23 protein-coding genes and 1 pseudogene are annotated in these 24,160 nt (G+C 45.4%); 11 read left to right on the forward strand and 13 right to left on the reverse strand.

Going from position 1 to position 24,160, the window contains the following annotated elements; translation table 11 throughout:
* Positions 1-117 precede the first annotated feature (117 nt).
* From NSU15_RS05185 to phnE (NSU15_RS05200), 4 genes are all read left to right on the forward strand, one after another.
* On the forward strand, positions 118-1,095 hold the full coding sequence (locus NSU15_RS05185) for a phosphate/phosphite/phosphonate ABC transporter substrate-binding protein (protein ID WP_042124627.1): 978 nt from the start codon (positions 118-120) through the stop codon (positions 1,093-1,095).
* Positions 1,096-1,233: 138 nt separating this feature from the next.
* A complete protein-coding gene (gene phnC / locus NSU15_RS05190) occupies positions 1,234-2,016 on the forward strand; it encodes a phosphonate ABC transporter ATP-binding protein (protein WP_339289455.1) in 783 nt (260 codons plus the stop codon).
* A gap of 1 nt (position 2,017) precedes the next feature.
* Entirely contained in the window at positions 2,018-2,809 is a 792-nt protein-coding gene (phnE, locus tag NSU15_RS05195; protein ID WP_042124631.1) for a phosphonate ABC transporter, permease protein PhnE, read from the forward strand.
* Complete coding sequence (gene phnE, locus NSU15_RS05200; RefSeq protein ID WP_042124633.1) at positions 2,806-3,609, forward strand: phosphonate ABC transporter, permease protein PhnE; 804 nt, start codon at positions 2,806-2,808, stop codon at positions 3,607-3,609. Before phnE (NSU15_RS05195) ends, phnE (NSU15_RS05200) begins: the two co-directional genes overlap by 4 nt.
* Positions 3,610-3,705: 96 nt before the next feature.
* On the opposite strand, the gene NSU15_RS05205 is transcribed toward phnE (NSU15_RS05200), so the two are convergent.
* Positions 3,706-4,850, reverse strand: a protein-coding gene (locus tag NSU15_RS05205) for an IS3 family transposase (RefSeq protein ID WP_339287325.1) whose coding sequence is annotated in 2 segments (ribosomal slippage) — positions 3,706-4,562 and positions 4,562-4,850 — 1,146 coding nt in all. Because the reading frame shifts where the segments join, the coding sequence is not laid out codon by codon here.
* A gap of 219 nt (positions 4,851-5,069) precedes the next feature.
* On the opposite strand from NSU15_RS05205, the gene NSU15_RS05210 reads away from it, so the two are divergent.
* Positions 5,070-5,801 carry a ZIP family metal transporter gene (locus NSU15_RS05210; RefSeq protein WP_042124635.1) on the forward strand — a complete coding sequence of 244 codons (732 nt, stop codon included), beginning with the start codon at positions 5,070-5,072 and terminating at the stop codon, positions 5,799-5,801.
* Between the two features lie 81 nt (positions 5,802-5,882).
* On the opposite strand, the gene NSU15_RS05215 is transcribed toward NSU15_RS05210, so the two are convergent.
* Positions 5,883-6,875 (reverse strand): aldo/keto reductase, encoded by a 993-nt coding sequence (locus NSU15_RS05215; protein WP_339289458.1) that lies wholly within the window; start codon positions 6,873-6,875, stop codon positions 5,883-5,885.
* A gap of 91 nt (positions 6,876-6,966) precedes the next feature.
* Positions 6,967-7,815, reverse strand: coding sequence for an AraC family transcriptional regulator (locus NSU15_RS05220; RefSeq protein WP_076117960.1), 849 nt, complete (start codon positions 7,813-7,815; stop codon positions 6,967-6,969).
* Positions 7,816-8,017: 202 nt separating this feature from the next.
* Between NSU15_RS05220 and NSU15_RS05225 the strand changes: the two genes are divergently transcribed.
* Complete coding sequence (locus tag NSU15_RS05225) at positions 8,018-8,686, forward strand: general stress protein (protein ID WP_339289460.1); 669 nt, start codon at positions 8,018-8,020, stop codon at positions 8,684-8,686.
* A gap of 78 nt (positions 8,687-8,764) precedes the next feature.
* Here NSU15_RS05225 and glpX read toward each other — a convergent pair whose 3' ends face one another.
* The 4 genes from glpX to NSU15_RS05245 form a co-directional block, all read right to left on the reverse strand.
* Positions 8,765-9,760 carry a class II fructose-bisphosphatase gene (gene glpX, locus NSU15_RS05230; RefSeq protein ID WP_042124641.1) on the reverse strand — a complete coding sequence of 332 codons (996 nt, stop codon included), beginning with the start codon at positions 9,758-9,760 and terminating at the stop codon, positions 8,765-8,767.
* 143 nt (positions 9,761-9,903) lie between these two features.
* The gene (locus tag NSU15_RS05235) at positions 9,904-10,710 is read right to left on the reverse strand and encodes a pyruvate, water dikinase regulatory protein (RefSeq protein ID WP_042124643.1); all 807 of its coding nucleotides are present in this window, start codon (positions 10,708-10,710) and stop codon (positions 9,904-9,906) included.
* A gap of 12 nt (positions 10,711-10,722) precedes the next feature.
* Positions 10,723-11,379, reverse strand: a complete 657-nt coding sequence (locus NSU15_RS05240; protein WP_042124644.1) for a CBS domain-containing protein — start codon at positions 11,377-11,379, stop codon at positions 10,723-10,725.
* A gap of 141 nt (positions 11,380-11,520) precedes the next feature.
* The gene (locus NSU15_RS05245; protein WP_042124645.1) at positions 11,521-12,453 is read right to left on the reverse strand and encodes an EamA family transporter; all 933 of its coding nucleotides are present in this window, start codon (positions 12,451-12,453) and stop codon (positions 11,521-11,523) included.
* 146 nt (positions 12,454-12,599) lie between these two features.
* Here NSU15_RS05245 and NSU15_RS05250 point away from each other — a divergent pair, with 146 nt between their 5' ends.
* Together NSU15_RS05250 and NSU15_RS05255 are read left to right on the forward strand one after the other, a co-directional pair.
* On the forward strand, positions 12,600-14,009 hold the full coding sequence (locus NSU15_RS05250) for a PLP-dependent aminotransferase family protein (RefSeq protein ID WP_042124647.1): 1,410 nt from the start codon (positions 12,600-12,602) through the stop codon (positions 14,007-14,009).
* A 136-nt stretch (positions 14,010-14,145) separates the two neighbouring features.
* The gene (locus NSU15_RS05255) at positions 14,146-14,826 is read left to right on the forward strand and encodes a hypothetical protein (RefSeq protein ID WP_052414470.1); all 681 of its coding nucleotides are present in this window, start codon (positions 14,146-14,148) and stop codon (positions 14,824-14,826) included.
* A gap of 450 nt (positions 14,827-15,276) precedes the next feature.
* On the opposite strand, the gene NSU15_RS05260 is transcribed toward NSU15_RS05255, so the two are convergent.
* From NSU15_RS05260 to NSU15_RS05280, 5 genes and pseudogenes are all read right to left on the reverse strand, one after another.
* The gene (locus NSU15_RS05260; RefSeq protein WP_042124649.1) at positions 15,277-16,686 is read right to left on the reverse strand and encodes a nucleoside recognition domain-containing protein; all 1,410 of its coding nucleotides are present in this window, start codon (positions 16,684-16,686) and stop codon (positions 15,277-15,279) included.
* Positions 16,664-17,372 (reverse strand): annotated as a pseudogene (locus NSU15_RS05265) (FeoB small GTPase domain-containing protein). Before NSU15_RS05265 ends, NSU15_RS05260 begins: the two are co-directional and overlap by 23 nt.
* Positions 17,369-17,623 carry a FeoA family protein gene (locus tag NSU15_RS05270; RefSeq protein WP_042124651.1) on the reverse strand — a complete coding sequence of 85 codons (255 nt, stop codon included), beginning with the start codon at positions 17,621-17,623 and terminating at the stop codon, positions 17,369-17,371. Before NSU15_RS05270 ends, NSU15_RS05265 begins: the two are co-directional and overlap by 4 nt.
* 272 nt (positions 17,624-17,895) lie before the next feature.
* A complete protein-coding gene (locus NSU15_RS05275) occupies positions 17,896-18,354 on the reverse strand; it encodes an SRPBCC domain-containing protein (RefSeq protein ID WP_042124653.1) in 459 nt (152 codons plus the stop codon).
* A gap of 102 nt (positions 18,355-18,456) precedes the next feature.
* On the reverse strand, positions 18,457-19,413 hold the full coding sequence (locus NSU15_RS05280; protein ID WP_042124655.1) for a YafY family protein: 957 nt from the start codon (positions 19,411-19,413) through the stop codon (positions 18,457-18,459).
* A 435-nt stretch (positions 19,414-19,848) separates the two neighbouring features.
* Here NSU15_RS05280 and NSU15_RS05285 point away from each other — a divergent pair, with 435 nt between their 5' ends.
* Entirely contained in the window at positions 19,849-20,799 is a 951-nt protein-coding gene (locus tag NSU15_RS05285) for a GNAT family N-acetyltransferase (protein WP_052414471.1), read from the forward strand.
* A gap of 465 nt (positions 20,800-21,264) precedes the next feature.
* Here NSU15_RS05285 and NSU15_RS05290 read toward each other — a convergent pair whose 3' ends face one another.
* On the reverse strand, positions 21,265-22,422 hold the full coding sequence (locus NSU15_RS05290) for a phosphodiester glycosidase family protein (RefSeq protein ID WP_042124657.1): 1,158 nt from the start codon (positions 22,420-22,422) through the stop codon (positions 21,265-21,267).
* 176 nt (positions 22,423-22,598) lie between these two features.
* Here NSU15_RS05290 and NSU15_RS05295 point away from each other — a divergent pair, with 176 nt between their 5' ends.
* On the forward strand, positions 22,599-23,177 hold the full coding sequence (locus tag NSU15_RS05295) for a histidine phosphatase family protein (RefSeq protein ID WP_339289466.1): 579 nt from the start codon (positions 22,599-22,601) through the stop codon (positions 23,175-23,177).
* 76 nt (positions 23,178-23,253) lie between these two features.
* Positions 23,254-24,072 (forward strand): GGDEF domain-containing protein, encoded by an 819-nt coding sequence (locus NSU15_RS05300; protein ID WP_081389765.1) that lies wholly within the window; start codon positions 23,254-23,256, stop codon positions 24,070-24,072.
* Positions 24,073-24,160 lie beyond the last annotated feature (88 nt).

Raw genomic sequence — 24,160 nt, forward strand, 5'->3', positions numbered from 1 at the left:
TTTTAAGAGATTAAAATAAATTTTACATATATTTAATAGTTAGATGCCCTAGATTTAATACAAAATATTTATAGTCTAGAAGTACTAAAAAAAAAGAAAACAGTGGAGGTCTTTCGTTTGAGAAAAATAAGTAAATTCGTATTGCCGCTAATGATGTCTATTACACTGCTTAGTGGTTGTGGTGCTAATAACACTACTAATACTGCAAACCAAGGATCTACAGATGGAACAAATGCACCGAAGGAAACGGCAGCTCCTGTAGCAGAGGGTTATGTTCCAGAGAAGCTTACAGTACAATTTGTCCCTTCCCAAAATGCAGATACGCTCGAAGCTAAGGCGAAACCTCTTGAAAAATTACTGGGTGATAAACTCGGTATTCCTGTAGAAGTAAGTGTCTCGACTGATTACAACACAGTTATCGAAGCTATGGCTTCCAAAAAAGTGGATGTGGGCTTCCTTCCTCCAACAGCTTACGTATTAGCAAAAGAAAAAGGAGCTGCTGAAGTTATTCTTCAAGCTCAGCGTTTTGGAGTAAATGATGAAACGGGTGCTCCGACAGATGAATTAGCTGATTTCTACAAATCTATGATTATTGTTAAGAAAGATTCTGCGATCAAATCCGTTGCCGATTTGAAAGGCAAAAAAATTGCCTATCAAAACGTTACATCCTCAGCAGGTTTTGTATGGCCGGCTGCAACGCTGATGGATGCAGGACTTGATCCGTTGAAAGATGTACAAGCCATCACGGTTAAGGGACATGATCAAGGCGTACTTGCTGTGCTGAACGGTGACGTAGATGCAGCAGCTATTTTCCAAGATGCTCGTAATGTAGTCCTTAAGGATTATCCGAAAGTATTTGAAGATACCCAAGTTCTTGCCTTCACTGATAAAATCCCTAACGATACGATTTCGGTTCGTTCAGATATGAACAAGGAATGGATGGAGAAGATTCAGCAAGCATTCATTGATATCGCAGCTGACAAAGAAGGACATGAGATTGTTAAAGAAATTTATTCTCATGAAGGATATGTGAAGTCACAAGATAGCAACTTTGACATTGTTCGTGAATACAACAATAAAGTAAAAACAGAGTAGTCCAAGCCGTTCAAGGATACAACGATGTTGGTGTATAACAGTCATTAAGGATAGCCAGCTCCGGATTCCCCCCCCGGATCTGGCTATCTCTTTCTCTTTTATACGATTATACGAAAACACACACAAAGGAATGATTTCATGATAAAGATTCAGAATGTATCCAAGACGTATCAAAACGGAACTAAAGGCTTGAACAACATAAATCTGACTATTCCAGCTGGGGAATTTGTAGCTATTGTTGGTCTTTCTGGAGCGGGGAAGTCCACCTTGCTGCGTTCCATTAACCGGCTTCATGATATTTCAGAAGGCGATATTCTTATCAATGGGCAATCCATCACGAAGGCAAAGGGAAGCCAGCTCCGAATGATCCGTAGAAATATCGGAATGATCTTCCAAAGCTTTAACTTAGTCAAACGTACGACGGTGCTTCGTAATGTATTGGCAGGGCGGGTCGGCTATCATTCTACAATGCGGACGATCATTGGGAGATTCCCACAGAAGGATATCGACTTAGCCTTTGAGTCACTCGATAGGGTCAATATTGCTGAGAAGGCCTACACACGTGCAGATCAACTATCTGGAGGTCAGCAGCAGCGCGTGGCTATTGCCCGTGTTCTTGCGCAGGAGGCGCAAATTATCCTTGCAGATGAACCTGTCGCTTCACTGGATCCGCTCACGACCAAGCAGGTTATGGATGATTTGAAAAAAATTAATGTGGAGCTTGGGATCACCACCATCGTGAACTTGCACTTTATCGATCTTGCTAGAGAATATGCTACCCGGATTATCGGACTCCGAGCAGGAGAAGTGGTCTTCGATGGCCCTGTATCGGAGGCAACCGATGAGAAGTTCGCTGAGATTTACGGAAGACCGATTCATCAGGATGAGTTGTTAGGTGAGCCTGTAATCGGGGGCATGTGATATGAATTTGAATGCAGAGAAACTACACCCCAAACCGCCAAGGAAAATAAAGCATTATTTCACAGTCATCATATTAGTAGTATTACTGTGGAGAAGTGCAGTTTTGACCGATTCATCTATCGGTGAGCTGATCTCCGGTCTGCCGAATATGCTGGATCTGTTTAAGGAAATGTTCCCTCCAAACTGGGGGTATTTTGACAATATTATAGATGCGATGCTGGAGACGATCCGGATGGCATTGGTCGGTACAACGTTTGGTGCCATTCTTGCAGTTCCCATTGCACTACTGTGTGCAAGCAATATTACGCAAAGTCGATGGCTTCATTATCCAGTGCGTATGCTGCTGAATTTGATCCGCACAATTCCTGATCTATTGCTGGCTTCTATTTTTGTCGCCATTTTCGGTCTCGGTGCGCTTCCGGGAATATTTGCTTTGACGGTATTTTCGCTGGGGCTGATCGCCAAGCTTACGTATGAATCGTTGGAGACGATTGAAAAGGGACCTTTGGAAGCAATGACTTCAGTCGGAGCGAATAAGACGCAACGAATTATATTCGGAGTCATTCCGCAGGTACAGGCTCATTTCATGTCCTATGTGCTGTATGCCTTTGAGATCAATGTCCGTGCTGCAGCAGTTTTAGGTTTGGTAGGCGCGGGTGGAATCGGCCATTACTATGAAGTGACATTAGGCTTTTTAGAATACGATAAGACTTGCACCATTATCTTGTTCACATTAGCAGTAGTATTGATTATTGATTATGTAAGCACTAAGCTGCGGGAGAAATTAATATGAGTAAATCATGGAATACCCTTGTCCCTAAACCTCGTAAAAATCGCTTCCGCCTACTGATTTATGTGGCATTAGTGATAGTCTATATTTGGGCCTTTTCCGGAGTACCGTTTAATGGATTTAAAGAAACCGCCGGGGTCATTACTAAGGCGATCTTTGCCGGGATATTCTCACCTGACTGGGCCTTCGTTTATTTACCAGATGGGGAGGATCTGCTTCGTGGATTGCTTGAAACGCTTGCTATTTCAATTTTAGGAACTTTTATCTCGACCTTCATATGTATCCCTTTTGCTTTTTGGGCTGCGGTCAACATGAGCAAGGGAAAGGTGATTTCGGGTTCCGGTAAGCTGGTGTTAAGCTTTATACGGACATTCCCTGAGATCATTATGGCTTTGCTGTTTATCAAGGCTGTTGGGCCGGGTTCATTTGCAGGTGTACTGGCTCTGGGACTGCATTCCGTGGGCATGCTCGGCAAATTGTTCGCGGATGAGATTGAGAATATTGATAACGGTCCACTTGAAGCCTTAATTTCTTCTGGCGCCAGCCGCATGCAGGTGTTATGGTTTGCTGTTGTACCGCAGGTATTGCCAGGCTTTCTATCCTACACTTTATACAGGTTCGAAATTAACGTTCGCTCAGCTACGATTCTGGGTGTGATTGGAGCTGGGGGGATTGGTACGCCGTTAATCTTCGCACTCAGTTCACGGAATTGGGACCGGGTCGGAATTATCCTACTAGGCATTATTGTGATGATTACGATTATTGATTTGATTTCCGGCATGATTCGGAAGAAGCTAGTATAACTGAATCGCGTAATTACATGTTAGACAAAGACCTCCTTAGGGTATGAATGGGACTGACCCCCGTTTGTGAGACAGGGATCAAAACACCTTACAAGTTTAAGTAGCCAGTCGCCGGAAATCCATCGGTGACTGGTTATTTAGTTTCGCTTGAATTCGAAATGAGTTATAGTAAATGATGTAGTCTCGAATGGTCTCTACAACGATTGCAGTCGTTGTAGATGTGAGATCTTCGAGGTAGAACGTTTCAGACTTTAGGGTGGAATGAAACGATTCAATGGGGGCATTATCAGCGGGCGTTCCTTTACGGGACATGCTCATGGTAATGCCTTTTCCTTTTACAGCTTCCTGGTACGCAAAGGACGTATACACGCTGCCCTGGTCGCTATGCAGCAACATCTTTTCCTGCTTTGGAAGTTGATTTAACGTATCCAACACCAAAGAGGTATCTTGTTTATCTGCTATACTGTAAGCCACAATCTCACCATTGTACAAGTCTAGAATGCTGGAGAAGTACAACATCTTCCCGCCAAATGGCAAATAGGTAATGTCCGTGACGAGTTTTTGCAGAGGTGCTTCTGCATGAAACTGTCGCTTGAGCAGATTTTCAAAGGAGTGTACAGATTGCCCAGTCACCTTTCGTTTTTTCATCCTCACGCGGCACTGAAGCCCCTCACACTGCATGATCCGCTGGACTCGCTTGTGATTTATACTCTGCTCTATCCGAAGGAGCGCCGTGATTTTCCGGTACCCGTAGCGGAATTTATGACGGATGCAAAGCTCCCGGATTTTCTCCACCACTTTGTCTGTATGCTTTGTCCCCACAGCTGCTTTCCAGCGGTAGTAAGTCGTTCTTGCGATTCCGAGCCATCTACAAGCCTCAGACACCGTCACTTCGTTTCGAATGGATTCGATCCAGGCAATAACGGCCTCTGGTTCCACCTCCTCTCCAACTCCTCGTACTTTTTTAGCAGTTCTAATTGTTGTTTTAAGAATCGGTTCTCTGCCTTTACTCTTTCGAGCTCCGAAGAGTCCTCCGGACCTTTTCCATAGCTGTACTGTTTACCCACCGGCTGCTGCAAACGATGCCGTTCACCATTTCGATTCCATCTCATCCATGTCTTTAGCTGTGTCTTATTCCGTATTCCGAGCTGCTCCATAACCTCTTTCACAGGTACGCCTGCTAATCTCATTTCTATAGCTTTCATCTTTATTTCCACGGGATAACTTACTCTGGTTGCCAATGCAAAAACACCTCCAAGATGATCTCCTTATCTTACGACAAGGTTCCATTCTTTTGAAGGTGTTTTGATTTGTCTCACGTTATGGGGTCAGTCCCAATAGAGCCTATGGGGGTCTTTTTATGATTAGCGCATTATTCGGAAAAGCTATATAGAAGTAATAATACTTTTTGTGTTAACATATGTTGGTCTATCCGAACTTGTACCAAAGGAGTTGAAAACTTGGAAACTGCGCTTATTGGCAGCTTTGTATCAGCAATGGCTACGGTGCTTGGAGCGTTTCCGATCCTGTTTGTGAAGAGGTTATCTGAGAAATGGAAGGACGTTCTCGTTGCTTTTACAGCAGGTATTATGGTATCGGCTTCTACATTTGGACTCATGCCGCAAGCGATTAAAGAATCGGGGATTATCGCTTTAACCTTAGGCTTGATTACAGGTGTACTGCTTCTCGATTTAATTGAAAAAAACATTCCGCATATCGACGTGGAGAATAAACCCGGATACACCAATATGGATTCGAAGGCGTTGCTCGTTTTGATCGCGCTATTCATTCACAACATACCAGAAGGTCTTAGTACGGGATTCAGTTATGCCAGTGAACAGGCGAGCCTGGGTCCGACCGTGGCCATTGCAATTGGTGCGCAAAATATGCCCGAAGGATTGATTCTTGCAGTCTTTTTGATGAATTCTAGAACAAGCAAGTTAAAAGCCCTGGGAATTGTTACGCTTACCGGACTTATGGAAATGGTATCTGCGGTGATCGGCTATTTTACAGCCAGTTATCTGCAAAATGTAGTGGGTTATGGTCTTGCTTTTGCAGCCGGGGCTATGCTATTCATCGTCTACAAGGAACTTATTCCAGAGAGTCATGGCCATGGTTACGAACGGCCTTCGACGTATTCATTTATCTTTGGATTATTAATTATGGTGTATATTACGCAGATATTTGGGTGAGTAGGAAAAAACGGCCAATGAAGTGCCAGAGCAGCATAAGCTGCCTGACCTCATTGGCCGTCTTTATGGTTTAATCTATAATTATCCTCGCAAAATCGTCTCGATTTGCTCCAGCTCTTCTGCGCTTAGCTCCGGTGCATTCAAGGAAGCGACAGCATCTTCAATCTGGCTCACCTTACTTGCGCCGATCAGAGCAGAAGTGACTTTACCTCCGCGGAGTACCCAAGACAATGCTAGCTGAGACATTTTTTGTCCACGTGCAGCAGCAATCTCGTTCAGTTTACGAACCTTACCGATAGCCTCTTCAGTGATAGCGTTCTCGGACAGGAATACACTTGGTCCAGCAGCGCGAGAATCAGGAGCGATTCCGTTCAAATAACGGTCGGTCAAAATGCCTCCTTGTAGTGGGGAGAACACAATCGAACCGATACCTTCCTCAGCTAATACATCTTGCAAGCCGTCTTCAATCCAGCGGGACATCATGGAGTAGTTTGGTTGATGAATCAGGCATGGCGTTCCAAGGCGACGCAGAATTTGTGCCGCTTCACGTGTCTGTTCAGGGTTATAATTCGAAATCCCAACATACAACGCTTTACCTTGGCGTACAATGAGATCCAGTGCAGCCATAGTTTCTTCCAGTGGTGTATTCGGATCTGGACGGTGGTGGTAGAAAATATCTACATAATCGAGTCCCATACGTTTCAAGCTTTGATCTAAACTGGAGACGAGATATTTCTTGGAGCCCCATTCGCCATAAGGGCCGGCCCACATATAATATCCAGCCTTAGTAGAGATGATCATTTCATCACGATAAGGAGCAAGATCCTTCTTAAGGATTTGACCAAAGCTTTCTTCAGCGGAGCCTGCTGGAGGACCGTAGTTATTAGCGAGATCAAAATGAGTGATTCCAAGATCGAAAGCTCTTCTTGCCATGGCGCGACCATTCTCAAATAAGTCGTTGCCGCCAAAGTTATGCCATAGTCCAAGCGAGATCGCCGGAAGGAGTAGACCGCTTTTTCCAGTGCGGTTATATTTCATATTGTCATATCTGGTAGCGCTTGCGTTATACATCATTATTTCCTCCTAAAAAGACTTATTTCTGATTACGTTACGTCCTTATTGTAGCGAAAGATCCCGGACAAACGTATGTCAGCAAGGAAGGAGTTTATAGTACAATGTCATTTTCGAGATGACGGACACGGTATTCTTTTGGAGAACAACCTTTCACCTTCTTGAACATCCGCGAAAAGAGTAAGGGGTCCTGATAGCCGACGGAACGCGAGATCTCACCGATAGTACAGAGGGTTTCTGTCAGAAGCTCGCAGGCTTTAGCGACTCGGTAATTCAATAAATACTGCTGTGGCGGCATACCGATGGTCCGTTTGAACAAGGAAGATAAATATTTGCGATCCAGCTTGAGAGAAGAAGACAGCATTTCTACCGAAATGTTCTCACAATAATGGGTATGCAAAAAGTGGAGACTTTGCTCGACATAAATACTCTTTTGACGCGGTAAAGGAAGTACATCCGGAACAGCTGGCACCGCTTGTAGCAAAAGGGAGAAAAAATCATACATGATCGCTTTTAGTGGTAAGTCAAGACAATCCGAATTGTCGGCTGCTTCTGTCAGGCGTTCGTAGAGATTAGGCATAAGCTGTTCATCCATTGGGAAGATCGGCTGCTCAGGGGTTAAGGAGGTTTTGGATAAAATATAGGATACCTGTTCTCCGGTAAAGGCTACCCATGAATAGATCCAAGGATTGGTCAGGTCCGCTGCATAAGAAGTAACGATATGAGGGTAGGTAAGAAAAGCTTGACCCGCTTGCAAGATATGGGTTTGTTCTCCCACAGATACCTTGCCCGTTCCCTCATGAATGAAATGTATTTTGTATACGTCACGAACCCCAGGTCCGAAAAAATGCCCAGGGAGACACTGCTCCCGACCCCAGTAATGGAGATGCAGATCGGGATTACCTCTGAAGGGACGCTCAGAATTATAATTAAATATCGCCATGATTGCTTCCGTCTCTTTCTTTTATAGAGTTAACCAAGGGCAAATTTGCCCGTCTTCTTTTATTATACAGTATATTTTAGCAGGCACATTACTTGGAATACTTTATGAATTCTGAGATAGAAGTTTATCCCTGCCCAGTTTGGTTAAGTAAGCTATGAAGCTGAACGTATGAGCTAACTTCGATCACTAGGAGGTAATGGAGATGAATAAGAGAATAGTGGGTGTCTTTGCTGCCGAATACGAAGCTTCGAGGGCTATTGAAGAATTGAAACGTCAAGGCTGCAGGACGGAGGACATTTCGATTATCGCGAGAAATAATGATAGCGTGGATACGCTTAGAGATGAATCAGGGACTCAAGCGCCGGAAGGAATAGCTACTGGTGCGGCTACTGGTGGTCTGCTGGGTGGTTTGACAGGGCTCCTGATGGGAATAGGCGCTTTGGCTATTCCTGGTATTGGACCGATTATCGCAGCCGGACCGCTTGCGGCAATGCTGGCTGGAGCGGCAATAGGTGCTGGTAGCGGTGGACTAGTTGGCGGTCTTATTGGTCTTGGCATTCCTGAAGAGGAAGCCAAGCGTTACGATAACTACGTAGGTGAAGGCCATATTCTTGTAATGGTGGATGTGGAGGGTGAGCGTAAGGAGGAAGAAGTGAAGCGGATTTTCGTACAGCATAATAGTCTGAACTCAGACCGTTTTGAGGATATCGCAAATATAAATACAGCTGAGAATCGAAACTATGATGGCAGTGTAAAAGAAAGCGATGCGCTCCGGGCCGCTGATCAGCAAGAAGCGAGAAATTTAGCTCAAGCCACCGGAACCATGGATGCCATGGATACCTTAGCGAGTGAGCGCATTAGAAATAAATAAGAGTGAATAGCTATTTAGTAAAAACAGACTATTTCACTAGCCATGGGTGAGCTGGTGAGATAGCCTGTTTTTTGTGATTTATAAAGAGGCGACGTTCTGTCTAACAGTCAGTGCATCCGGTATTTCTTTACCAGGAAGGAAATGAATGCTGCGGATGTAGCGGATCGTCCGACTCTGTGCCCGCATAATGACCGAATGTGTCTCTGCGCGTTCTTTCCCAATGAAACGGACGCCGTTCAGGAATTCGCCTGACGTTACACCCGTGGCGGCAAAGAGAACGTCACCTGTGCCAACCATGTCCTCCATGTATAGCACTCTCGTAGGATTGGTAATTCCCATACGTACACAGCGCTGTAACTCTATTGGTCCATCTGGGAGCAATCTGCCTTGCATTTCTCCGCCAAGGCATTTCAGTGCAGCGGCGGCAAGGACACCTTCGGGTGCTCCGCCCGAGCCCATGTACAAATCCACATCGCTATCCGGCAGTGCAGCCGCAATAGCGCCAGCTACATCTCCGTGACCTAACAGCTTAATCCTTACACCCGCTTCTCGAAGGCTATGAATGAGTTGTTCATGCCGTTTGCGGTCAAGAACCATTACGGTTAGCTCGGAGAGGGACTTGCCACTGAAGTGGCATGCTTTCTGGAGAGTGACCTCTACAGGGTCTTCGAGACTAAGCTTACCGGCAAGCTCAGGACCGCAAGCGAGTTTCTCCATATAAATGTCTGGAGCATGAAGCAGGCTGCCCTTATCTGCTATGGCAATCACGGATTGGGCATTGTGTAGACCACAGGCCACCACTTCAGTGCCTTCCAGAGGATCGACGGCTACATCGACAGAAGGGCCCTTTTGATTCCCAACTTTCTCGCCAATATAGAGCATTGGAGCATCATCCATCTCTCCTTCACCAATGACGACCGTTCCGTCGATGGAGACAGAATCAAACATGGAGCGGATGGCAGTCGTGGCTGCATCATCTGCCGCATTTTTATCTCCCCGCCCGATCCAGCGAGCCGAGGATAATGCACCTAGTTCAGTTACCCGTACAATCTCAAGAGCCAGTTCGCGATCCATTCTAATTCCCTCCAGTACATCCCATATATTTTATAAAATATAAGAATTTATAAGTTTCACGCTATATATTATCCTTATATTTCTCGCATAAACGCTTACCGTCCTTATTAGAACGCCGAAGGCGTTTTTGCTTGATTCGAATGTTAGATATAACCCATAATAATACCAGCGGTTTCTTCTATAGCTTTGTCGGTAATATCGATTACAGGACAGCATAGTTTATTGAACAGAGAAGAGGCACATTCCATCTCCTCTGTAATCCGCTCCAGACTTGCATATTGGGAGCCAGTCGGTAACCCAAGCACCTTCAGCCGCTCGGAGCGAATCTTCAGCATATACTCCGGCTTCATGGTTAGTCCGATTAGTCGGTTCGGCGGCAGACTTAGCAGCTCTTGCGGAGGAGCAATTTCCGGAATAATCGGATAGTTAACGACCTTTTTCCCCCGATGAGCCAAAAAGATACTAAGTGGTGTCTTCGAGGTACGGGACATCCCTAGCAGAACGATATCGGCTTTTAGCATGGCGCCGAGATCCCGGCCATCATCACAGGCAACTGTGAATTCGATAGCCTCCATGCGGCGGAAATAGTTCTCATCAAGCTGGTGCAACAGACCCGGTCGCTGCTGTGGAGCATCGTCAAACGTATCGATGAAAGCTTGCATCATGGGGCCCATGATATCGACGATACGAAGGTCAAGCCGTACGGCCTCTTCTTTAATCATTTCTCTTAGCTCCGGCTGCACCAGCGTATAGACGACAAAACCTTTATGCTGCGCGGCTTCTTCCATAAGCTTCCGGAGCTCATCTTCATGTCTAATGTTCCCGTATCTTTTGATGGTGATCTGCTGATTCTGGAATTGATGAATGACGGCCTGCACGACAGCTTCTGCCGTATCTCCTATAGAATCTGAGCAGATCGTTATTAGGTTGGAAGATTGCTCGATGCTCATGAATTCCTCCTGTTATCCTTTGGCTTCAAGTTCGAGGAGAAGTTTTACGATAGCAGTTTTCGTCAAACGTCCTATGACATCCAGTTTCGTACCACTGTCCTCAGTGGCGCTGGGAACAACTACCGGTAAACTATCTACCTCGTGAAAAATCATTTTATGTGCGGCGTCAAGCACCGTCTCATCTGGTGAAGTTGTAACTACTTTGGGCTGGCGTGTCATGACCATGCTTACGGGCATGGAGACAGCACCCGGATTGCCAAGGGTTACCTTCAGGAAATCCTTACGTGAAGCAACACCGGTGAGCTTACCCTCTTCGTCACAAATAATAAGGGTGCCAACATCCTGTAGAAACAGCGTAACTACGGCATCTTGAACCGTAGTAGTCTCACGGATAATGATAGGTACACTTTGAATCTCTTTAACCTTTGTCTCCTGCAACAAATAATTGCTTCCCAGACGATTAGATGATTTGAGTCCTGGGAAGTAACCGACTTTAGGTTTAGCATCAATATATTTGAGCATAACCAGAACGGAGAGATCAGAACGAATCGTTGGCCGCGTTAGATCTAGACATTCGGCAATCTGTTCGCCGGTAATCGGAGCTCTTTTGTTCACAATATCAATGATTTCTAGTTGACGTGATGTCAGTTCGATCGCAATTCCCTCCACTTCAGATAAAAAGGCATTCCTCTTAGAAAAGAAGCGCCGTTAAGCGAATCCTCCTTTCATATATGAGTCATATATAGACATTTTTAATTTAACTTGGTTATATAATACGCAATAGTGGTCATAAATGCAATATATAGTACGTCATATATTTGATTTTTTTAAACCGGATGTACTGATCCTACGCTTTAGCATTAATTGCTTCAAGGCGTCAGCGTTCACTAGGATAGTCCCAGCAATAATGGTGAATACACCGAGGATCGTAACCCAATTCACGGCCTCATTATAAAAGAAAAAGCCAACCCCTACGGCAATCGGTGGAGAAATATAGAGCCAGGTAGAAGGAAACACAGGATTTGTCTTAGCGACGAGCCAGTAGAACAACGAATGACCGACCATCGAGCCGATTACGATTAGATAGAGCAGTGAACCTGCGGTCTCGTAAGAGAGCAGAAACTCAGGATGTACATTTTCGGTCGCTAAAGAAAGAATGAATAATAACACGCCACCATACATCATTTGGGCTGCATTAAGTGCGATTGGAGAGACCTCGGGCATACTGTTGATTACTTTTTTAGAATAAATCGCACCTACTGCGTAACAGCATTCCCCAATGAGGACAGCTGCGCAGCCGATGATCCATAGCGGTGAAATATCAACGACAAGATTAGGTAGAACGAGCAGCAATACACCAGTTAATCCGATAATGCAGCCATATAGGGAGATGGCGGGTGCTTTTTGACGAAGAATAGAGGTTTGGAGTAATAGAATCATGATCGGTCCGGTCGCAGAGAGTACGGCTGCAAGCCCAGAAGATACATATTGTTCAGCCCAGTAAAGACCCGCGAAGGTGCCAAAGGTTAATGCAGAGCCGGTGAAGAGCATTTCTTTACGCAGGAGCAGGGAGAAGCTTGCCTTTCGTTTCCAGACCATCCATAGAAATAGTACAGCACCTGCAACGAAAAAACGTAAGCCAGCTGAAAAGAAGGGCGGCGCACCAGCATCCACACCGATTTTGATCGCTAGAAAGGTCGTGCCGAAGATCAGACATACAAGTGCATAAGCGAATAAGATCATTTTGAAAGTCCCCTTTAATGTGTTAAATCATTTTGTTAATCATATAGGGGAGTATACAGAACAGATGACGTTGAGTAGAACAGATGACTTCGGAAATCGTGTACAATACTGTAAATAGGAGTTGCTCGGAGAGGAGTTGCAGTGAGGTGAAGAAGTCAGCGAGCGCGGAGCATAATCATCCCTTGTTTCGGCAGGTATATGGATTTCTAGTGAATCGCATGGAGCGAGGAGAGTGGGAGGCACATGATAAGCTTCCTTCTATACGGCTGCTTGCGGAGGAATTAAAGGTACATCGACTGACGGTATTCAAAGCGTATAGAATGCTGACGGAGGATGGTAAGGTATATGTAAAAGACAAATCGGGTTATTACGTATCACCAGTAAGCAGGCTTCCTTCAAATGAAGAGGGTGCCGCAGTATCTGCTTATGCGCTCACTAATCCGCTATCAGATATACAAAGAGTGCCGACCAAGTATCAGTTCTCGCAAGCGCTGATTGATCCGGGATTACTGCCGAACCTTTTTCTATCCGACTATGTCAAAAAAGTGTTCGATTTATATCCAAAGGTAATGGGGACATATTCTTCGGTTCAGGGAGATGAAGAGCTACGTGAGACGTTAAGTCGTCATTTTCGGAAGAAACATCGGTTACAGTTATCCTCGGAAGAGCTGCTTATTACTTCAGGCGCGCAGCAGGCGATCAATCTGATTGCTCGAATTGTGCTCGGGCCTATGGACACGGTGCTTGTGGAGCGACCAACCTACAGTGTGGCCATGGATGTTTTTCGCCGGGAGGGGGCACGGTTGATTCCAGTGGAGATTACTCCGACGGGCTATGACTTGGAGAAAGTTGAAGCTTTGATGAAAAAGCATAAGCCACGCATGTTCTACATCAATCCGACCCATCACAATCCAACCGGATATACGGTGCCAGTGCAGCAACGCAAACTGTTAGTAGAGCTAGCTGAACGTTATCGCTGTCTACTGGTAGAGGATGACCCATTTCGCGATATGTATTTTGAAGAGGAGCCCCCGCCGCCTTTTTTTGCTTATGATACGGAGGGCTGGGTGATTTATATCAGCAGCTTCAGTAAATATGTAGCTCCAGGCTTACGGATCTGCGCGGTGGCTTGCCGTTATCCATTTATGGAACGCTTGATCACAGCTAAATCACTCGCGGACAATGGAACTCCGCTGCTTAACCAAAAAATATTCTTGCATTACTACACTTCAGCACGCTTGCAGAATCATCTCGGTAAGCTGCGTATTGCGCTTCAGGTGCATAAGGAAATTGTGGAAGAAGAGCTAGCTGCAACTGGGTGGGAGTGGACGCCTCCGCAAGGTGGTTTAAATCTATGGGTGAAGCTGCCGGATCATCTTTCGGTGGATCGACTGTTTGCCTCAAGTATGGCGCAGTCGATTGCATTTGTGCCAGGAGAGCTGTTTGATCCGCTGGGGGAAATGAAGTCGAGAATTCGAGTTAGCTATTCCTTCGCAAGTGAAGGGGTGCTACGTGAGGGGATTCAGCGGTTGATTGCTATAGCGCGGGGGTTATGAGTAGGTACATTAGATATGAGAGACCAATGAAGACCAATCCGGGTAGAATTGACTAGACTTGTATAACTTGTTTTAAAATTCCTGTAACACTTTCCACATCTGCTCCGTCTGTAAGATAAAGAAGGAGGTCATTAAGGTGCGAAAGTTCAATTTTCGAAGTCCAGTGATGATAATTCTATGTATTACATTAATATTTATGGCCTTGCTGACGGTGCGGCCCTCCGTTACTTATGCATGTTCCTGTGTTGTACCTGCGGAGCCGCTTGAGGCTCTGGAGTCAAGCTCGGCCGTCTTTGTTGGGAAGGTAGTAAAGATAAAGGAGCCAAGGGGAACTATAATCTCGTCCGCGGATCCAGTAAAAGTAACCTTTGAGGTTGGTTCCAGTTGGAAAGGGGTCGAGGGGAATAAGGTTACCTTGACAACTGCTCTATCGTCTGCCAGCTGCGGGTTTGAATTCGTGGAAGGGGAAAGTTATATCGTCTATGCAAATGATAATAGGGAAGGAGATTCAGGTGAAATAGTGGCCAGTTTATGCAGTCGAACGAAGCTGCTTGCCTCGGCATCAGAGGATCTGAAGGAGCTTGGACCTAGTATATCGGCAGGGACTCCTACAGCTACTCCGGAGGTAACATCAAATCATTCGCCGAAATCAGGAGCTGGGAATAATGGTGCGACTGATGTTGAGGGGAAACCAGCTGCGGACAGTGACTCTTTTCCACTTGTGAATGTTGGGATCAGTGGAGTCATTATCGTTTTGATAGCGATAGTTGGCACTGTGCTCTACCGTCGTAGAGATGGTGGAACGCGAAAAAAATGACGCTGTGATGAAGCGGTCGCCCGGGAGTTATTCGTGCGACCGCTTATTTATTTGAGCTGACCTTAACTACAGTAACCAATAATTAGGGAAATCCTCCCTTAAATTAACGTGTTTTACTCGATATTATTGATAATAAGGGAAAACCTCCCTAAAATTCAGCGGAAATTGTCCATTTTGGCAATATTCTGCTCATTTATAGGGAGGTTTTCCGCAAAAGGTACAAAATACGCTTATAAAGTTCGATTTATAGGGAGGTTTTCCCTAAACTTAGTTTCAGGGAGGGCTGATTCTGTGAAGCCAGCTGAAAGTGAGGTGCTATAGGTGTTGCAAGTGTTACAGCCGCTGCAGGTAGTGTGCGGTTCTTTACGGTGATGCAGGTGATGTGCAGTGATGTAGATGATGAACAGTGATGTACGTTGAATTTGGGCAATTTTATGCCGCAAGCTTACGTCACACCCACCCGAACAACCGAGCGAGTTGTGCAACAACGAAGGTTACTCCAATGGCGATACCGAGTGGAATGACTGCGGAGAGAACAGCCCACTTCATGCTTTTCGTTTCCTTATAGATGTTCACGAGTGTCGTACCGCAAGGATAGTGGAGCAGGGAGAACAGCATCATGTTAAGTGCGGTCAGCCAAGTCCAGCCATGTGATAAAAAGACATCTTTGATGCTGCCCAAGCTGTCGATATCGACCATAGCTCCTGAGGACATATAGCCCATAAGCAGGATAGGCAGGACGATTTCATTTGCAGGAAGACCAAGAATAAAGGCCATGATGATAAAGCCATCCATGCCGAGCATGTGTGCAAAGGGATCAAAGAATGCAGCCATATGATTCAGGACAGAATCCCCGCCAATAAACAGATTACCTAAAATCCAAGTGATAATCCCAGCAGGCGCAGCTACCACGATTGCCCGAGTAAGTACGTTTAAGGACTTATCTTTGGAGGAAATAAGTATGGTCTTCCAAATTTGCGGCCGGCGATAGGGTGGGAGTTCCAGTGTGTAATGTGTTGGAACACCGCGCAGCGCAGTTTTGGACATGACCCAGGAAACCGTCAGTGTAACAACGATGCCGATTAGCACCATCCCCATAAGTACGGAGGCGGTTGTGAGCGAACGGAGTACGCCTGTCGTAGCGGCACCTGCCATGAATAAGGAAGACAGTAGAATCAATGTCGGCCAGCGGCCGTTACATGGAACGAAATTGTTGGTCAAAATCGCGAGCATCCGTTCACGCGGCGATTCGATGATTCGTGTGGAGAGGATAGCGGCGGCATTACAGCCGAAACCCATAGACATGGTCAACGCTTGCTTGCCGTGGCCTCCTGATTTTTTGAACAACCGGTCCATGTTAAAAGCAACTCTTGGCAGATACCCGAAATTCTCAAGCAGCGCGAACACTGGGAAAAATATCATCATTGGCGGCAGCATGACGCTGATTACCCATGAGGTTCCTCGATATAATCCGAGAACAAGCACACCGTGCAGCCAAGCGGGAGCATGGATCGCCTCGAATCCGGCCGTCAGATAACCTTCAATGAAGCCGAAGAAGGAAGCTAGCCAGCTTGAAGGATAGTTGGCGCCGGCAATTGTAATCCAGAACACGATACCGAGGATGGCGAGCATAATAGGGAATCCCCATATTTTTGAGGTAACGATATTATCTAGCTTATAAGTGCTGTTCAGCTTTTTCTTATCTTGATAAGTGACTGCATCCCCGCAAATGCCTGCGGATACGCCGTAAATGCCGCTGACAATCTCATCTCGAATCGATCCGCCGTCAGCGAGCTTCTTCGCTGTAGACAGCAGGGAATCTAAAGGATCTAATCCCTTAGTGATATGCGGTGACTCCATGACCGATGACCTCCTTTGCTTCAGGTAAATCTTTATCCGTCATATTCTCTTTAAGAGAAGTTAGTAGGCTGTCATCACCGTCCAGCAGGCGGAGTGCAATCCAGCGGGCTGGGTATTTGCTGCCGATGGTTTGTTCTACCAGTGGGGTAAGCTCTGCAATTCCTCGTTCAATCTCCTCGTTGTACGTAATTCGCAGTGGTTGTGCGGTGAATGCACCTGTAGCGACTCTCTCCACCTGGTCCAATAACGCCTCAATGCCGATTTTATTACGAGCTGATATCGCTACAACAGGCACGCCGAGACGTGTCGATACCCAGTTTTCGGGCTTCATCAATGAGGTTGATGCAGACGACAGTCTGCCCGGTAATCTCTAGCACTTGCAAGGCAAGGTTGAGGTTTCGTTCTAGCGAAGTAGCATCAAGTACGACTAGTGTCACATCGGGTTGTTCAAAAATAATATAATCTCTAGCCGCTTCTTCATCAGCGGAATTCGAGTACAAGGAATACGTACCAGGAAGATCTACTGCTAGGTACGTATGGTCTTTATGCTTAAACTCGCCTTCAGCAGTAATGACGGTTTTACCTGCCCAGTTTCCAGTATGCTGGCGCATGCCGGTCAGCAGATTGAAAAGCGTGCTTTTGCCAGTGTTAGGATTGCCTGCAAAAGCGACTGTGAACTGACTCATGCCTCAACACCTCCGATTACTTCTCCGAATATTAAAGAACTTTCTTCTCTACGCAATGCAATGGTCGTGTTGCTTACCCGAAAAGCTATAGGATCTCCTAATGGACTGCGTCGCAATACCTCTACGGCATTCCCCACTACAAACCCGAGATCCAGTAATCTTCTTCTAAGTACGCCCTGAACTTCAATGCCGCTGATACGTAGCGTGCTGCCTTTAGCCGCTTCTGATAATGGAATACTAGTTCCAGACATAAGATCTCCTTCTTTCATTTATTGTTATTTGTATTTTTATGGTTATTATTTTGTGCATTGGAATTTTTCTTGCGGTCTAACACAATATTAGTATATGCGAACAACTTTGTCCCTGCAACAAGAATGTTTCCCTAAGGCAAAATTAATTTAGGCAGCAAAAAGCCCCTAACGGAAGAAGGCTTGCGCTCTCCAGCCGAGGGGCTAAGGTTGAGTCTACTCATAGGCTTGTCTTTAATTGGAACAGTCTAATCCAAGTTGTATCAGCCGTGATGTTACGTCCAGCTTCCAAAATCAAGCGTGCGACCAGTCTCTACTAAGGTTTTGGTATTACTTAGAATTTGCCACCAAGCGCTGGTGCTTCCGGCATACGAAGGATCTTCAGGATGCCATTCATCGTGGATAAGCGTGAGCTTTGTAGTTCCACCCACCGGTTCAAGCAGCCAAGAAATACGCGATTCATATCTTTCATGTCCTTTATGATAGGAGGGGCCGACCTGATGAGTGAAACGTAGTGCTTTTTGTGGGGTGAACTCGAGCAGAGTCCCATAGACATGCAGCGTTTCATCTCCATCTGCACCGGGCCCGATGTATTCCAGTAATTCTCCTTCTTTGAAGGTCGAACGAATAACGCTGCCGTAATAAATCTGCTTCGTACCTTCCGGAGAGATTAAGGTTTCCCATACCTGCTCAGGTGTTCCGTTAATATAAAACTCATAGTGAAGTTCTTTCATTGGTTATTCCTCCTTGGTTTCTACTTTCCTTAACTCCTCTTACTCTTTTACACTATATAAAAGGATCACTGACAACTACGGTCAGTGATCCTAAAGAATAATTTAAGTTTTATAATGAGCTGCTAAGTTGGAGGCAATGTCAGCTAGTCTTTCTTTCAGTGAAGAAGGTTCTATGATGCGTAACGTGGTTCCATAAGGCAACAAGAAATAGGGCAAATAGGTGAGTAAAGAAGCTTCGTCTACTAGAAAGCGGGCTTGTCCTTCCATGCGCTGTACCAGCGTATGCCCGAATAACCAATGGCTGCATAAATCATTCAAGATTCCTTCGTCTGATGCGATGATTACTGTAACTAGTTCCGCATCCGTATTGCGTGCAGGCAGTAAGTTTTTTAACAAAAAATCACGTGCAGAGAAGTCAGCAGGACGAGCAAACACAGCTTCTGTACGGTGGAGTTCAACCATTCTATCGACCCGGAAACTGCGAATTTCTTGCCGCTCGTGGCAGTAAGCTACGGTGTACCATTGGCCCTTCCACAATACAAGTCCGTAAGGATCAATAGCTCGGGAGGATATGTTTTCTCCATTCCCCTTACGATACTCCATTTGCAGGGTGTACCCGTTGGCTGTCCCCAGCTCTAATTCTTGGATCAGGTGGCTAAGCGGCGGGGAAGGAGAGTGGATCGTCTCAATACCATTCTCATGCCGCTCCATCTGTTCTAATTGCTGCGCATTGCTATACCTTTTGAGCTTAGAGAGGGCTCGGTCTAGAGCATCTACATAAGGATAACCGGTTCCCTTAGCAAAGGATGAGGCTTGTAGAAGGGCGCGTTGTTCTTCGGAATCAAAGAATAATGGAGCTTCGATAAAATGTTCGGGTAAGCTATAACCGCCGCCAGGTCCGCTATCTGCGATAACGGGTACACCACTGATGCAAAGCGCATCGATGTAACGGTATACGGAGCGGACACTGATCTCTAACGCTTCAGCTAGTTCTCCGGCGGTTCTTCCCCGCTGCTTGAGCATCCAGAGAATAGATAACATATGATCGGCCTTGGACATGAATCAGGGCCTCCTTGCCAGTGGTATTGAATAACTATAGCAAGTTTAACGTTAAGTCACTGTTTCGCCAACCGGAACCGGAACCGGATTCATTAAACCACTATTTACTTGACTAACCCTTTTAATAGAGGCAGGTAGAGATTCATTCAACTTTATTCTCAGTATCGCTTAGGAGAAACGCTAACTTGCTTCAGAGGGTAAGCTTAATTTAAGTGTGCTTTGTACATCTATTTCTGCTTAAATCACCACCAGAATCCGTTTAGTTGTACTTTGTACATTTAACAGTTCGGTAGAGGTATTGATTTTTACTCGGAGATTGGTATTTTGTGAACGCACTATTCATTTTTTGGCGTATTAAATAATAATAACTAAATTTGACATGTTATTGATTTTTAATCCCCTGTAATATGAAATTAAAGGAAAGGGGTGTGGAAAATGAAATTTAATTTTAGACCTTACCGTTCTGAAGATCTGCTTAAGGTCCGTGATTTTCTTATACATAGTTATAGTAAGCTAAAAGGTCCAAATACTTGGCTTATAGACCGCTGGGAATTCGTTATTTATTTTCAAGAGACGCAAGGTGGGACGCTGGATCAGTGGGAACGAAACGTAGGCTTATGGGAGTATGATGATGGAGAGCTGGCTGCCGTAGTATGCATGGACGATGGATTTTACTTTCAATGTGCAGAGAAGAACCCTCCAGAAAGCTTGCTTGATGACATGTTTTCCTTTGCTGAACAGAGAGTTGGGGATGAGAATGAGGGTTTCGTACAGCTGTATGTTCCAATACCGGAGTTCATGTCCTCTGCTGCAGCGGTTGCTAATAAGAGAGGTTATAGTCTAACTAAGAAACGGGAGAGTGTAAACTCTCTGCAGTTGGATAAAGAATTTCCTGTTGCGCTACCCTCTGGCTTCAGAATCTGTAGTGGTGATGAGATCGATGTGACTTCAAAAGCACTCGGACATATTATGGCCTTCGACTATGCAGACACACCGGAGGCTGAGCTAACGCTGCAGCATTATGGAAATATCAGAAAAGCGCCGAGCTACAACTCACATTTAGATCTCAGTATCGTGAACGAAGCTGGTGAAGTCGTCTCCTTCTGTAATATTTTTTGGGACAGTGTTAATGGAATTGGCATACTGGAGCCTGTAGGCACATCCATTAGATATAGATCACTGGGACTTGGTCGGGCGGTTTTGCATGAAGGATTTAACCGTTTAAGAGAGCTTGGTGCTATCAAAGTCTATGTAGGTTCGATGCAGCCGTTCTACGAAAAATTGGGGTTTAATACCGAAGTTTGGCTGCAAGTATGGGAGTACTCTGGTCACATATATGAAGCTGTTCGTGATGATCTCAACACTGGAAACGTGAGTAGTAAGTAGGTTGGCAGCACGTCATAAATAATCCCCTTGATGCGTAAGACATCGAGGGGATTATTGTTTTTTTATTTTGGCTGAACAATACAATGATACGTTAAGATATGCTCGCATAGGAGTTGAAACTTCTGTTGTTGATTGCACTTTGTACAATAGATTCTATCAAAAAGCAGCTGGAATCTGCTTCTATTGCACATTCTGCAATCAATTGTTGTGAGAACGGCTGACTATTACAAATGCGTCGTATTCTAATGTACAAAATACAACAGAATCCCATTTTCCTATAAAAAAGAATGCTTCTATTGCACAAACTGCAATAGAAGCATCAAAAGAAGTATTCTTAGAAGCCGAAGCCGAAGCCGAAGCCGAAGCCGAAGCCGAAGCCGAAGCCGAAGCCGAAGCCGAAGCCGAAGCCGAAACCAAAGCACGGAGCGTAGCACAACGCGCTTACGATCCGCCGCCTAGATCGTTCTATTGATATTTAACTACAATCGCATTGCTAATCTGACGCCCAGGGGTCGTGAGATATTTGCCATTGTAGTACAGTCCGCTCGACGCGCCGCCATCCAGATTCATGGCTTGATACGCACCAGCCTGCTTCATCATTTCGGCCAGTTGCGGGATAGTAGCTCCACCAGTGGTCAGCAGAATCAGCTTGTGGTCCCGAGTGAGACCAAGTGCGCTGCGGGCGCCGCCGCCGGTTAAGATTTTAGGATCTTTGAAGCCTTCTGCCGCTACATTAAGAGATACCTTGCCGTTCACAAGAAGTCGCGGACCGGCTTGAAGTGCTCCTTCCATGGAACCGGAAGCGAAGCGGCTTGTGAAATCCAGCCCTGGAATAAGCGAGGCAAGATGGTTACTGTCATAGGTGAAAATTGTTCGGCGATCCCCGGAGCTATTTTTGAGCATTTTTCCGCCACTGACCATGTAGCCGTAAGGAGTCTTGTAAGCCCCTTTGGTGTAAGCATCAAAGAAGGTACCATTAATTGCAACTACGGCATTATTGCGCTTAGCTAGACTGCTCAGGTCCTCTACCTTTCCAATTGTATTTCCTGCTAATACAACATCAAGCTTCACCTTAGGATGCAGTAGGGATACCGTAACCGTCTGGGCTTTGTAAGATTTGCCGCCCACCTTGAAAGTTTTACTAGCACTGACAACGGGGGAGGAATCTGTTTTGATAAGTGCGCCAGTCTGTACAGGAACGGTCGATGAAATATCGCTATTAGTCAGGGTTACAGAAGAGGCTTCCTGATTCCAATCTAATTGAATGCCCAGCGTTTTGCTGATAAAGGACAAAGGGATATATACCGTACCGTTATCACTAAAAGCGGAGTCGGTTAGTGTAACGGACTTGTCATTGACGAGTGCAGCTGCTTGTCCTACAGTAAGTGTAATCTTAGTGTCTGCGTTCGTAATGGTTATACGTTTGTCACTCGCATTCATTTCAGCATGTATGCCCGTGAAATTATTTAAGAGGCGCAGTGGGATGTACGAATGGTTATTTTTGGTCACATACACGGTGTTTTTCGGAACCGGAGCAGCACCAACAGTGGAGGAACAAAATGTGTAAACCGGAATGAAACATAGAAGGAATGCAAGAAAGAACGGGAACAATAACTTTTTCATATTAACCAAAATCTCCTTATCCTGTAGCTGATGTAAAAAGCGGTAAGGTTTATTATACCTCAAGTTCTAAAACATGGATAACTCTCATTTTTCAAATACTCATGGAAGGATTCTGATAGAATATAGATACCATTAAAAGAATAGTACTAGAACTCAACAACTAAAGGGAGATCTTTATGACTACAATAGGCTTAATTCGCCATGGAAGCACAGCGTGGAATAAGGAAGGCAGAGCACAAGGACATACGGATAATCCATTGGATACTGAAGGCTTGGAGCAGGCGGCTCTTCTTGCCGAACGGCTAAGCACTGAACAATGGGACTATTTATATTCAAGTGATTTACTAAGAGCAAGACAAACAGCAGAGGTAATTGCTACAAGGCTCGGCATGGAGATCGCCGGTTTAACACCGGGTATCCGTGAGATGAACGCAGGGCTAATTGAGGGGACTACGGAACAAGATCGCGTTGAACGCTGGGGAAGCGGGTGGAAGACATTAGATTTGGGACTGGAAAATCCAGAAGCCAGCGAGATCAGAGGTAGTCAGGCGATCGAAGAAATTGCGGAGAAACATCCGGGCAGTCGTATACTGGTGGTTAGCCACGGTGCGATTTTGCGTAGTACGCTTAGACGACTTATTCCAGATCTGAACGTAACCGTTTTGCTGAGCAATACGTCTATCACTCAGATTACTAAATCCGATGCAACCTGGAACTGCGAGCTGTACAATTGTGCGCAGCATTTGACGATGTAATTAGTGTTCAGAAAATGTTCAGAGCATTTTAATATAGTAATTGCTCAGAAAGCTAATCATTTTTGTAGTCAGAAGGATGTGCGAATCTAAGGTGGCAGAGGTCCAGATTTACTTACAAACGTTATTATCCATTCTCATCGCAGCAGCGGCCGGTTATTTAGTACTAAGGCTTTACCGGGATATTTCTTCTAAAACGCCTCAAAAAAGAGCGATTCATACCGGCCTTTCCGTTATCATTATCGTCGCCTCCCTATGGAGCATGCACCAGCTAGGCGTAAAAACTTTACTGGGAAATGAAGTGGCCGATGATGGGATTATTATACCGCTATTGGTCTATGGACTTACGATAGCCCTAATCATGTTTTTGATTACACGAATGAATCTAGTATGGGCTGAAAGAGAGCAATTGAAAGAGCTGGCATATAAGGATGCTTTGACAGGGTTACTGAATAAGAATGGAATGGATCATTTTTGGGATCGGTGCAAGGTAAATGAACAGCTTGCTGTGTTGTTTCTAGATCTGAATCGTTTCAAATCGATCAATGACAGCTTGGGGCATCATGTGGGGGACTTACTGCTGCAAGAGGTGGGTAAAAAGTTAATTCAATTCTCCAGCAAAAGAAAACGTCATATCTTCCGCGTGGGCGGGGATGAATTTGTAATTGTCGCTAAAGGTTGCTCCCAGAAGGAAGCGGAGCAGCTTGCTGTGCGGATTCTGGAGAAGACGACTAAGAGTTACCAGCTAGGTGAGCATAACTTGTTCGTCTCCATGAGTATAGGGATCAGCATAAGTCATGGTAAGGTGGATCATTTTAGGCTGCTTAACGAAGCAGATACAGCGATGTACGCCGCCAAACAACTCGGTACGGGGCGTTACTCTGTCTATAAGAATTAGAATTGAGTTTGTGTAAAATACAAGCGGCAGCCATGGACCTCATCATAAGTCCTGGACTGCCGCTATTTTTATTGGACTAACTATACTC

This window comes from Paenibacillus sp. FSL E2-0201 (assembly GCF_037963325.1).
In the GTDB taxonomy this organism is placed as follows: Bacteria; Bacillota; Bacilli; order Paenibacillales; family Paenibacillaceae; genus Paenibacillus_AQ.

Coding starts and splice junctions, on each gene's coding strand:
- phnC (WP_339289455.1), top strand. CDS start 1,234: ATGATAAAGATTCAGAATGTATCCAAGACGTATCAAAACGGAACTAAA.
- phnE (WP_042124631.1), top strand. CDS start 2,018: ATGAATTTGAATGCAGAGAAACTACACCCCAAACCGCCAAGGAAAATA.
- phnE (WP_042124633.1), top strand. CDS start 2,806: ATGAGTAAATCATGGAATACCCTTGTCCCTAAACCTCGTAAAAATCGC.
- NSU15_RS05215 (WP_339289458.1), bottom strand. CDS start 6,875: ATGATGTATAACGCAAGCGCTACCAGATATGACAATATGAAATATAAC.
- NSU15_RS05220 (WP_076117960.1), bottom strand. CDS start 7,815: ATGGCGATATTTAATTATAATTCTGAGCGTCCCTTCAGAGGTAATCCC.
- NSU15_RS05225 (WP_339289460.1), top strand. CDS start 8,018: ATGAATAAGAGAATAGTGGGTGTCTTTGCTGCCGAATACGAAGCTTCG.
- glpX (WP_042124641.1), bottom strand. CDS start 9,760: ATGGATCGCGAACTGGCTCTTGAGATTGTACGGGTAACTGAACTAGGT.
- NSU15_RS05235 (WP_042124643.1), bottom strand. CDS start 10,710: ATGAGCATCGAGCAATCTTCCAACCTAATAACGATCTGCTCAGATTCT.
- NSU15_RS05245 (WP_042124645.1), bottom strand. CDS start 12,453: ATGATCTTATTCGCTTATGCACTTGTATGTCTGATCTTCGGCACGACC.
- NSU15_RS05260 (WP_042124649.1), bottom strand. CDS start 16,686: ATGGAGTCACCGCATATCACTAAGGGATTAGATCCTTTAGATTCCCTG.
- NSU15_RS05270 (WP_042124651.1), bottom strand. CDS start 17,623: ATGTCTGGAACTAGTATTCCATTATCAGAAGCGGCTAAAGGCAGCACG.
- NSU15_RS05275 (WP_042124653.1), bottom strand. CDS start 18,354: ATGAAAGAACTTCACTATGAGTTTTATATTAACGGAACACCTGAGCAG.
- NSU15_RS05280 (WP_042124655.1), bottom strand. CDS start 19,413: ATGTCCAAGGCCGATCATATGTTATCTATTCTCTGGATGCTCAAGCAG.
- NSU15_RS05285 (WP_052414471.1), top strand. CDS start 19,849: ATGAAATTTAATTTTAGACCTTACCGTTCTGAAGATCTGCTTAAGGTC.
- NSU15_RS05290 (WP_042124657.1), bottom strand. CDS start 22,422: ATGAAAAAGTTATTGTTCCCGTTCTTTCTTGCATTCCTTCTATGTTTC.
- NSU15_RS05295 (WP_339289466.1), top strand. CDS start 22,599: ATGACTACAATAGGCTTAATTCGCCATGGAAGCACAGCGTGGAATAAG.
- NSU15_RS05300 (WP_081389765.1), top strand. CDS start 23,254: ATGTGCGAATCTAAGGTGGCAGAGGTCCAGATTTACTTACAAACGTTA.